General features: G+C 37.4%; 9 protein-coding genes and 1 pseudogene. 9 read left to right on the top strand and 1 reads right to left on the bottom strand.

Annotated elements, in window-relative coordinates:
- From K2N75_RS08380 to K2N75_RS08370, 3 genes and pseudogenes are all read left to right on the top strand, one after another.
- Nucleotides 1–363 (top strand): annotated as a pseudogene (locus tag K2N75_RS08380) (hypothetical protein); the annotation flags it as partial.
- 2 nt (nt 364–365) lie between these two features.
- The gene (locus tag K2N75_RS08375) at nt 366–692 is read left to right on the top strand and encodes a hypothetical protein (protein ID WP_297681321.1); all 327 of its coding nucleotides are present in this window, start codon (nt 366–368) and stop codon (nt 690–692) included.
- Nucleotides 693–863: 171 nt separating this feature from the next.
- Entirely contained in the window at nt 864–2,204 is a 1,341-nt protein-coding gene (locus K2N75_RS08370; RefSeq protein ID WP_297681322.1) for an MATE family efflux transporter, read from the top strand.
- On the opposite strand, the gene K2N75_RS08365 is transcribed toward K2N75_RS08370, so the two are convergent.
- Complete coding sequence (locus K2N75_RS08365) at nt 2,201–2,419, bottom strand: hypothetical protein (RefSeq protein ID WP_297681324.1); 219 nt, start codon at nt 2,417–2,419, stop codon at nt 2,201–2,203. The genes K2N75_RS08370 and K2N75_RS08365 overlap by 4 nt on opposite strands.
- A gap of 176 nt (nt 2,420–2,595) precedes the next feature.
- Between K2N75_RS08365 and serS the strand changes: the two genes are divergently transcribed.
- The 6 genes from serS to K2N75_RS08335 all read left to right on the top strand — a co-directional run bounded on the left by serS (nt 2,596) and on the right by K2N75_RS08335 (nt 11,111).
- Nucleotides 2,596–3,888 (top strand): serine--tRNA ligase, encoded by a 1,293-nt coding sequence (serS, locus tag K2N75_RS08360; protein WP_297681326.1) that lies wholly within the window; start codon nt 2,596–2,598, stop codon nt 3,886–3,888.
- Between the two features lie 4 nt (nt 3,889–3,892).
- Entirely contained in the window at nt 3,893–6,265 is a 2,373-nt protein-coding gene (locus K2N75_RS08355; protein ID WP_297681328.1) for a tetratricopeptide repeat protein, read from the top strand.
- A 110-nt stretch (nt 6,266–6,375) separates the two neighbouring features.
- Nucleotides 6,376–7,839: a TolC family protein gene (locus tag K2N75_RS08350; protein WP_297681329.1), complete on the top strand. Its 1,464-nt coding sequence runs from the start codon at nt 6,376–6,378 to the stop codon at nt 7,837–7,839.
- A gap of 1 nt (nt 7,840) precedes the next feature.
- The gene (locus K2N75_RS08345) at nt 7,841–9,103 is read left to right on the top strand and encodes an efflux RND transporter periplasmic adaptor subunit (RefSeq protein ID WP_297681331.1); all 1,263 of its coding nucleotides are present in this window, start codon (nt 7,841–7,843) and stop codon (nt 9,101–9,103) included.
- Entirely contained in the window at nt 9,103–9,882 is a 780-nt protein-coding gene (locus K2N75_RS08340) for an ABC transporter ATP-binding protein (protein WP_297681332.1), read from the top strand. Before K2N75_RS08345 ends, K2N75_RS08340 begins: the two co-directional genes overlap by 1 nt.
- 8 nt (nt 9,883–9,890) lie before the next feature.
- Nucleotides 9,891–11,111, top strand: a complete 1,221-nt coding sequence (locus K2N75_RS08335; RefSeq protein WP_297681334.1) for an ABC transporter permease — start codon at nt 9,891–9,893, stop codon at nt 11,109–11,111.
- Nucleotides 11,112–11,338: the final 227 nt, after the last annotated feature.

Raw genomic sequence — 11,338 nt, 5'->3', positions numbered from 1 at the left:
AAATCTAACATAAAAGAAGCAAAACAGAAACAAAAATTCTTTGAAAGTTTTTTCGTAGAGGGTATTAAAGTCTCTATTGGTAAAAATGAAAAAGAAAATATTGCATTGCTGAAAGCCGCCAAAGCAGAGGATATTTGGTTGCATATTCGTGGAATCCCAAGCTCGCATTGTATTATTCATTGCGGAAAGACTAAAATTTCTGATATAATCTTACGCAAAGCTGCACAAATTTTAGCAGGATTTACAAGAGATTGTGGTGAAAATTACGCAGTGGATTACACCAAGCGTAAATTTGTTAAAATCACCTTAGGTGCAAATGTCGTTTATGCCAAAGCGCAAACGATTCAGCTTAAAAAGGACTAATTATGGCAGTTTCTCCTATCGGCAATATCACCCATATTCATCAAAATGCCCAAGTGGGTTCTGTGCAACACGCAAATTCTCAAGTCAAACTTGACTTTCAAGCAATGGTGAATTTGCAGGAAATGCAAGATAAACAAGATGAGATTACAGAAGTGCGCCCTACTGAAGAAGTGCTTGAAACAAACGATGAACGTGAGGGAAATGGCAAAGAACCCGAAGAAGAAAAAGAAAGAAAAAAGCAAGAAGAGGAATCGCAAGATACGCAAGAAGAGGATTCTATACAAACCAAAGAAGATGGCACGATTGTGCATTTAAATATTTCTGTGTAAAACCTTATTTTGTAAAACTTTCTTTGTATTTCTGCACGATTTCTTTTTAAGAGTCTCTGCAGGATTTTTGTTACAATTTGATGTTATGTTTTTGTCCAAAAATACAAGAAAGAATCTTAAAAAATAATTACAATTTCATTGATTTGTTAGCTAAGAAGCAAAAGGAAAAAAATGCGCAATAAAATACGATTTTATTCCAAAGAGCGTAGCCATAGAATCCTAAATATTGCAATTCCCTCTGGTTTAAATTCGCTTTTGGATATTATTAATCTTTCCATAGACTTGCTGATGATTGGCACATTTGGAGCAAGTGCGATTGTTGCTGTAGGGGTGAGCTTAAACTTCATTATGCTACTTTTTGCCTTTACAACGATTATTTTTGTTGGAAATAGTGCTTTGGTCTCACGATTTTTGGGGGCAAACGACAAAAAGGCTGCTAACGAAGCGGTAATGAGTTTGAGTTTTGCCGCCTTTTTGTTTTCTCTGCCTTTAATGCTGTCTGCGTTTTGGGGCTTTGAATTTTTCTTTACTTGGATTGGGATAGAATCTCAAGCACACGAAATTGGAAGCAATTATTTAAGTATCGTGCTTTTTAGCGTGCCTTTATTGTTGATAAAACAAGTAAGCATTTCTGCATTTTCAGCAGCTGGAGCAACGAAACTGCCTTTTTATATTAAAATTTTTATTACACTTTTAAATCCCATTGTGAAATATACTTTGATTTTTGGATTCCTTTTTGTGCCTGCATTGGGTGTTGTGGGTGCGGCAATCGGAACTTTGGTAGTTAATTTTTTAGAAACTTCCGCGCTCTTTTCTTGTCTTTTGTTTTATAAAAATAGCCCCATTTCGCTTAGAGGCAGAATCAATTTTGATTATATTAAACGGGCTTTTATTGTCGGAATCCCTAGCGGTTGCGAGCGTCTTTTTACGCTGTTTGCAATCATTGTGATGACGAAATTTGTCGCACTTTATGGGACTTATGATTTAGCAGGTTATCAAATTGCTACGAGAATTGAGGGATTTGCTTTTATGCCCGGATTTGGCTTTATGATTGCCGCAATGGCACTTATGGGGCAGAATCTTGGAGCAAAAAAACCCTTAGAGGCAAAATACTCCACCCTTAATACTCTACTGCTTGGCGGAATCTTTATGGGGGTTGTGGGGGCTTTTATGAGTGTTTTTGCTCCCTTTTGGTCTAGTTTTTTTAGTGAGGATTCCGCTACGATTCGTGCGAGCGTCCATTATCTTGTGCCTATTGGAATCTCGCAAGTTGCTTTTGCGTTTATTTGTATTCTTGATGGTGCATTGCGTGGAGCGGGCATTACAAAAATTACGCTTGTGATTAATAGCATAATGATTTGGGGCTTACGCGTTGTGCCTTGTTATTTTATTGCTACAAGAGGTTATCCTGCAATTTATATTTACCTTTGTATTTGTTTGGAAACTTTCTTGCGTGCGTTTGTGTATTGGAAAATTTTTCAAAGTGGTATTTGGAAAAACCAAAAGGTCTAAGAAAATAATGCAAAAAATAGGCTTAAATTAGAAAAAATGTAGAGTAAGATGATTCCAAAGCAAAGCAAAAAAGCTACTGCAAAGAGAATCTTTTTTTCAAAAGAAGTGAGTTTGCTTCCACTTTTGCTGACTGAAATTGCGGTAATTGCCAGAACTACAATGGATACTAAACATAAAATCCCAAGCACAATTGCAAAATTTCCAACTGAATTCAAATTTAATTCTCCAAAGCAAATTATTTTTAGATTAAACCCAACTCTTTTAAAGCTTAAACATAAATTTGGATTATACATTATTCTTGCATAATTTCGAATGATTTTTATAAATTTTTTAGTGTGTTTTAACAAGCCTTAGTGTAGAATCTAGCCATTTAATTTTTTTGGGATTTATTATGATTGATTTAAAACTTCTTACAAATCACTTTGAAGAGGCGATGGATAAATTGTCTAAACGCAATATTGACGCGGTATTTTTAAATGCATTGCGTGAAAGCAGTTTGAATTATAAACAAAAAAAATCTGCTTTAGAGGAATTGCAAGCTACGCAAAATACCAAAACCAAGCTATTTGCTAAAATCAAGCAAGAAGGGGGCGATATTAATGCGCTCAAAGAGGAATGTGATTTGCTCAAAGGGCAAATTGCGCTTTATTCTCAAGAAGTAGAATTGTGGGAAAATAAACTACAAGAGTTTTCTCATAATATTCCTAATATTCCTGATTCTAAAACACCTTTTGGAAAAGATGAAAAGGATAATGTGGAGATTAAAAAAGTGTTAGAACCTACACATTTTGATTTTAAACCCAAAGAGCATTGGGAGCTAGCCGAACAAAATGGGTGGATTGATTTTGAGCGTGGGGTGAAGCTTGCAAAAAGCCGCTTTAGCGTGTTTATGGGTATGGGAGCAAAGTTAGAACGCGCACTCATTAATTATATGTTGGATTTTAACTCCAAACGCGGTTTTAGTGAGATTGGAACACCCGCTATTGCAAATACACAAACTCTCTTTGGCACAGGTCAGTTACCAAAGTTTGAAAATGATTTGTTTAAAATCTCTGAATTTGAAGAAGAGGAATCCAATGAAAAAAATGCCAAAAAAGGACACGAACTTTATTTGATACCCACAGCAGAGGTAACGCTTACGAATCTTTATCGCGATGAAATCTTGGACGAAGAGGAATTACCTCTTATGCTGACGGCTTATACACCTTGCTTTAGAAAAGAAGCGGGAAGTGCGGGGCGTGATACGCGTGGAATTATCCGCCAACATCAATTTGACAAAGTAGAGTTGGTTGCACTTACAACGCCAGAAGAAAGTGATATGATGCAAGAGCGTATGATTGCGTGTGCTTCAGAGCTTTTGGTTTCTTTGGGACTTCCTCATCGTTTGGTTCAGCTTTGTGGAGGGGATTTGGGATTTTGTGCAAGCAACACGGTGGATATTGAAGTATGGTTACCGGGACAAAATTGCTATCGTGAAATTAGTTCTATTTCCAATACACGCGATTTTCAGGCAAGACGCGCAAAGATTCGCTATAAAAATTCTAAAAAGAAAAATCAATTAGTCCATACCTTAAATGGTTCAAGCTTAGCAGTGGGGCGCACATTGGTTGCGATTATGGAAAATTATCAACAAAAAGATGGGAATATTAAGATTCCTTTAGTTTTAGAGCCCTATTTGAGGTAGTTTTATGCCACAAAATCAAGAAAACAATCAAGTAATTCAGCTTGATGACAATTTTGGTGTTTTAGATGATATTTTAAAAAAAGAACCACAAGAATCTAAACCGCAAAATAAAATTGAAAAACTTTTGGAGTTTTTCAATCAGCATAAAAAAACAAGTGTTATTTTGGCGGTTTTATTTGGGTTTCTTATACTTGGATTTATTTTTCTGATTGGTTTAGTTTTGACGCGCGAAGTTCATCCGCCACAAACTCAAACGAATGCCTTGCCACCCATAGATTTTAGCATCAAAAAGGGGGCAGATATTATTACGGATGCCGAAAACTTAGAGGCATTAATTAAAAAAGCAAATTTTCTTTACACTAGTGGCAATAAACGAGAGGCATTGGATTTGTATAACAAGATTTCTAATTATTCTGAAGGGCTTTCCAATTACAATTTAGGTGTGGCACAAATGGAAGAAAAATCCTATTTGGAGGCGTTAAATTCTTTCCAAAAAGCTATTGATTTAGGGGAAGATAGAGTAATTAGTTCCCTAAATGCCGCAATTTGTTCTTTGTATCTACAAGAGCCCTTGAAATATCGTTATTATCTGCAGCTTGCACAAACTTATCTCCCAAAAACAGGGAATCTGCCTATTTATTCCTATCTGTATGCGCTGACAAATTTTTATTTGGGTAATTATTTGGAAGCTTTTTCTTCTCTGATTCATTCTTCTTCTAATTATTATCAAGAAGAAACGAATCAACTTTTAGCTGCGATGTATGCGTATTTTAATAACAATTATAAAGCCATTGATGCGTTGAATAGAAATTCTACTGACCCAAAAACTTGGTTTAACCTTGCTTTGCTTTATGCGCGCATTGGGGATTACAATGAAGCAAACAAGCTTTTAATGCAAAGCATTGATACATTTGGAAGCACTTTAGAATCCGATATTGCCTTAATGCTTGTGAAACTGCAATTAACAGAATATAGTCAGGCTGCGCGGCTTGCAAATAAATATTCTCAAAATCAAGAAGCGTTAGACCGCAATCCTTATCCGATTAAAATTACTTTGCGTGATGATTTTTTCAATATTAATGTTGCTCAAAAACGTTTTTGGGATAATTTTACAGGGCAAAAACTCAATGCCTATAATATTTTGTTTTATTTTGCGTCTTATAAAGTCTTTGACGCTAAAGAAGCTTTTAATGTGATTCAAGAGGGTGGCATTAATATTCGGATAGAGAATCTGCAAGAGGCAAAAGAGATTCTGCTGCGTGGGCAAACTATTTCAAGAATGAATCGCAATATTGCTAATGCGATTTTAGAAACGCTTAATGGAAATATTCGGAATGCCAATGCCTTATTGGTAGAAGTTGTCAATGCTTATCCTAATCATTCTATTTTGCATTATAATTTAGGGTTAAATTATGCGCAAATGGGTAATTTTGACGCGGCTTATCAGCATTTTTTACGTTCTTTTCACTTAAATCCAAAGGACTTGTATGCAGGAATTTTTGCCCTTATTACTGCCAAATTAACCTATCGCGATACGGGGCGGTTGGAGAGTGAAATTGGAAGAGAAATTGTCAATTTTCAAAGCAATGTTGAGGAGCAAGAATTTATCCAAGCTTTGTTAAATTTCACAAGAGATGGTGTTCCAACGCCTTTGCAGTCTCTTGAAAATAAAGAAGACAATGTTGCGATTTATTATGCTTTGGATTTTGCGCAAGGCGTGCAAATGAATAATCAAACCTTGCTTGTGAAATCTGCGGAAGGATTGAAACGTCTCTATCCTAATGACCCCATTAGCAATCTTTTAACACTTTTGGCTATTAATTATCAAGACGAGCCCAAATCTCTTGCTTTGAAGTTGCAAAATTATTACCAAGACCCAAAAATTAACCGAGATTCTATTTATTATGGAGCGTCTGTTGTGCGTGAAATGTATATTGAAGTTGCGCATATTATCGGGACTTTGCATTACATTCAGCAAGATTTGGATATGCGCCTTATTACCGAACAAAAAGACGCACGCGGGGTGATTCAGGCTTTGGCATTGACTTATTTGTATTTACAGGAATTTGAAAAATCTTTTACGCTTTATAACAGCTTGATTGATGATTTTAAAGAACAAGATACGCAAACACTCTTTTTGGGTGCAGTGGCTGCTATTGGCGCAGGACATATTGAAAATGCCGCTACACTTTTACAGCTTTCCAAATTGGAAGCACCGACAAATTATGAAACAAGAATCGCAAATGGAATCTTATTTTTGCAAGAAAAAAATTTTAGTGCCGCCGCTTCGCAATTTACAGCCGTTGCTGCTTCTAGGTTACGCTCTAAATACTTTGATTTCAAAATCAATACACAACAGATTCTACAAAATCCTTAAAGTTTGTTTTTAATTCATTGATTTTGTGGAATGTTGTAGTTGATGGAAAATTCACATTTGCTTTAGGGTTTTTGGTTAGAATGTTGGCTTTATTTTAAGGAGATATTTTGGTGCAACAGATTTTGCATAAGATTTCGTGGAGACATTTTACAATCTTAGCATTTGCAAGTGGAATGTTTTTTGGCTGTGCTGCAAATTTGCCAAAAGATTCAGAAATCACTCAAGCACTCCCACAAACTTTCCAAAATACCGCTTTAATCAGCGTAGATATGGAATCCCAACCTCTTGCTAAAACATCGCCAATAGAGCAAATGAATCTTTTGTTTAACGATTCTACTTTGGCGAATCTTTTTGAAATTGCTTTAGGCAATAATTTGGATTTGCAAATTATGAATACAAGAATCTTACAGGCTAAGGCACAACTTAAAAGTGCGTGGGGAGCAATCTTTCCAAGCGTAGATGGAAGTGTCAATGCCAATGAATCGCATACACGCACCAATACAACACCCATACAAAAAACCCAATCCTATACCTCTGCAGTAGGTGCGACTCTCTCGTGGGAAGTGGATTTGTTTGGCAGATTGCAATATGCCAAAAATGCCAAAGTCTCTCTTTATGAGAAATCTTTGCAAGATTTAGAAAATGCTAAAATCACGCTTTTGGGCGATGTAGCAATTCTTTATTTTACATTGCTGGAATCCTCTTATAATCTTATTTTGACGCAGGAAAATATTGTGCATTATCAAGACGCTTTGGAGCTGACGCGTTTAAAGGTTGAAAATGGTTTGCTAGATAGCACAGAACTTTTCGAAAAGCAAGATTTATTGACAAATGAGCAAAACACTTTAGAATCCCTAAAAAGCGCGTTTGAGGAAAATAAAAATGCCTTATTAATCTTGCTAGATACATTAGAACTTCCTTTTGTAGTAGAATCTCAAATCTCCCCAAATGCGCCAACAGAGCTGCATTTGGATTCTATGCCTGCAAATGTTTTACTCGCGCGTCCGGATATTAAAGCGGCACTTTTTAGTCTGTATGCGCAGAGTTATACCAAGGCAAATGCTAAGGCAAGCTTGTTTCCTGTGCTGTCTATCAGCGCAAATTTAAATGAGATTTTGGATTCTAATGCGCAGGCAAGCGGGAATCTTGCGTGGCAATTTGCTAGCTCCCTTACCGCGCCGATTTTAAACCGCACACAATTAACGCAAAATTATTTTTTGCAAGATGCACTTTTGAAAGAATCTTATCTCACACTTCAAAAATCGCTAAAAAATGCTTTGAGTGAAATTGAAAACACAAGCTTCAATGTCAAAAGCACAGAATTGCAACTGCAAAATAGTCAAAAACGAGCAAAAAATGCGCAAAGCTATTTTGAATTTTCTTCTAGCCGTTATTTTGTGGGATTGATTGACAACTTAGAATATGCTCTTAATGCCGCTGCATTTAATAATGCACAAAAATCGCTCAATACCGCAAAATTTGAAAATCTCAAGGCTTTTGTTCTGCTTTATAAGGCTTTTGGCGGAGACTTGAATCTCGTTTCTATGGCGGAACATTTGGTAAATAAGGAATAAAATGCAATCAACAATAGAGATTTTAAAAAATTTAAATCCAAAGAAAAATTACAAAAAAATTTTGACGATTTGGGGTGGAATTGCAGGCTTTCTAGTTTTGTGTATTGCACTTTTTTATTGGTGGCAAACAAGAGAGCCAAATTATCTTTATACGACACAAGAAGTAACTTTGGGAGATATTTCTACAAGTATTAGTGCTAATGGCACGCTTTCTCCAACGCACGAAGTGTCCATTGGTTCAGTGATTTCTGGAATCGTGCTTGAAGTGCTTGTAGATGTGAATGATAAGGTGAGCAAGGGGCAAGTGCTTGCTAAAATTGATAGTGAAAGTATTGAACAAGACCTCTACCGCTATGAAGCGCAACTTCAGAGTGCAAAGGCGCAATTAAAAAGCGCAAAGGTAGGTTTAGAGGAAAAGACTTGGCAGTATAAGCAACTTCAAACGCTTTTTAAAACAACGCAAGGCAAAACACCTTCCAAGCTTGATTTGCAAACTGCAAAGACAAATTACAACGCCGCTTTAAGTGAGGTGGAGCTGCGTCAAGCAAATATTAAAGAGATTGAAACTGCGATTCGTTCCACACAGGTAGATTTGAAAAATGCGCATATCACAACGCCAATAGATGGGGTGGTGCTTAGTCGCTCCATTGAAGTAGGGCAGAGTGTTGCGGCAAGCTTCCAAGCACCAGAATTTTTTATTGTTGCAGAAAGTTTAGAGGAAATGGAGTTAAATGTTAGCATTTCTGAAGCAGATATTGGCAAAGTCAAAGTGGGGCAAAATGTAAAGTTTAGTGTGGATTCCTATCCTCAAAAGACTTTTGAAGCGGTGGTAGATAGAGTGAATTTTGGTGCGAGCGAAAGCACAGATAACATCGTAAGCTATGAGGCGCGCATTTATGTCAGTAATCAAGATTTGCTACTCAAGCCCGGAATGAGCGCGACTGCAGATATTGTTACAGATTCTGCTAAAAATACCCTTTTGATTCCCTCTAGTGCGCTTTATTTTACTCCGATAACTCCTAAGAAAGATTCTGCAAAATCCTCTTCAAAATTAAGTTCTTTTGGTTTAGGTATGCGTCCTCCACGCACACGTGGAGGCGGAAGCAAGCAGCAAGCAAATTCTAGTGTTTGGGTATTAGAAAATGGTGTCCCTAAGGAAGTTTCTGTGAAAGTAGGCATTAGCAATGGAATCTCAACACAAATTTTTAGCGATTCTATTCAGGCAGGAATGCAAGTGATTATTGCGCAAAAAGAAGAAAAATAATGTCTTTTATTCGCTTGCAAAATATCCATAAAACCTATGGAAAGCCACCCAATCTCTTTGAAGCATTGCGCGGGATTAGTTTAGAGATTGTAGAGGGTGATTTTGTCGCACTTATGGGTCCAAGTGGGAGTGGCAAAAGCACATTGGCAAATATTTTGGGTTGTTTAGATAGCCCAAGTAGTGGAATCTATGAGTTTTGCGGAGTCAATGTTTGTAATTTGAATCTAAAGCAAAAAGCCCTTTTGAGGCGGCATTATATCGGTTTTATTTTTCAAGGATTCAACCTTTTGCCTCGCACGACGGCATTAGAAAATGTTGAACTTCCTTTGCTTTATCGCCAAGTGCCTAAAAAAGAGCGCATTAGACAATCTATGCAAGCACTTGAAATGGTGGGTTTAGAGAAATGGTATAATCATCAAAGTAATGCTTTAAGCGGGGGACAACAACAGCGCGTGGCAATTGCTAGAGCGATTGCCTCTAATCCGCTCTTTTTGCTTGCCGATGAACCCACAGGGAATTTAGATACTAAGCGAAGTATAGAGATTATGGAAATCTTAGCGCGTTTAAACGCAGATTCTAAGATTACGATTCTTATGGTTACGCACGAGCCAGAAATGGCGCGATATGCTACGCGCGAAATTATGTTTTTAGATGGTTTGGTGCAGAGCGATTCTGCAAATACAGAATCGCAAAGCATACAAGATGTTGCAACTCCTATTGGGCGAAGTGAAATATCTCAAAATGGGGAATCCAACAGCGTGCAAGCACAACGCAATTAGGAATAAATATGATTTTAAATGCCTTTTTCCTCGCTTTTCGTCAGATTAGACGCAATTTTTTGCGCGCACTTTTGACAATGCTTGGGATTATTATCGGTGTGGGGGCAGTTGTAATTATGATTACACTTGGAAATGGCACAACGCAAGTGATTACCGAGCGTATGAGTAGTTTAGGTAGCAATATTTTGCTTGTCTTTCCTGCACGAAGTCAAAACATAGGCGGTGGAGGAAGAAAGCTTTTTAGCTTAGAGAATATCAAAGAATTAAATATTCAAGTGGGGCATATTACACGCACGATTGCACCAATTGTAGCAACTTCCGCTCTTGTGCAATTCCGACAAGAAAACACACAAACCCAAATTCAAGGCGTCAATGCAGATTATTTTGTCGCTACAAATTGGAATATCTCTTATGGGGTAACTTTTAGTGCGCAAGATTATCGTGCAGGAAGCAATACTTGCATTATCGGCGCAAGTGTGAAAAAAAACCTATTTGATAAATCCTCTACAAATCCTCTAGGAAGTAGAATCCGACTAGGTAATATTGTATGTGAATGTATCGGAATCTTGGAGGAAAAGGGGCAAGGAGCAATGGGAAATGACCAAGATGATGTGATTTTGCTACCTTTGAAAACCTATCAACGCAGCATCTCTAAGTCTAGCACATTGTATAATATTTCAAGGTTGATGATTTCGCTTAAAGATAATGTGGATTCCACACAAGCCACGACACAAATTTCAAATGCTTTGCGTGAGATTCGTAATGTGCGTGAGGGACAAAAAGATGATTTTGAGATTATGGACACAAAGCAAATCATAGAAATGATGCAAAATACCACTGCGAATTTGACGATTTTTTTAGGGGCGATTGCTGGGGTGAGTTTGATTGTTGGAGGAATTGGGATTATGAATATTATGTTAGTTTCTGTAACAGAGCGCACGCGAGAAATTGGCACGCGTTTGGCGATTGGTGCAATGCAGAGTGAAGTGCTATTGCAGTTTTTGATAGAAGCCTTGACGCTTAGTGCATTGGGTGGAATCTTGGGGGTAGTTTTGGCGTTTGTAGGTTCGCTTGGAATCTGCTATGTTATGGAATTGCCTTTTAACTTTGATTATACCATTGCATTAGTTGCCTTTGTGTTTTCGGCTTTTATGGGGATATTATTTGGCTATCTCCCAGCAAGACGCGCTTCAAGGCTGAATCCCATTGACGCTTTGCGCCACGAATAGATTGTTCAGAATTTGTCCTTGTGAGGGCTTGTCCGAAGCAATCCGCTCTTTTATCTTTTCTTAAATATTTTTTCTATAAAATTTTTGCTCTTTTTACTTTCTCTTGCGGGGGGGGGGGGCGGTCCTTTGTTTAAACGCCCCCTTGTGGCCCAAATGAGTCGCCAAACCCCCCCCCCCAAAAAAAAAATAAAAAAAAAAAAAAAAAAGAGACAGTGTGACTGTGTGAC

This window comes from Helicobacter sp., from assembly GCF_029067145.1.
In the GTDB taxonomy this organism is placed as follows: Bacteria; Campylobacterota; Campylobacteria; order Campylobacterales; family Helicobacteraceae; genus Helicobacter_D.
This window is presented reverse-complemented; position numbering and strand designations above follow the sequence as displayed.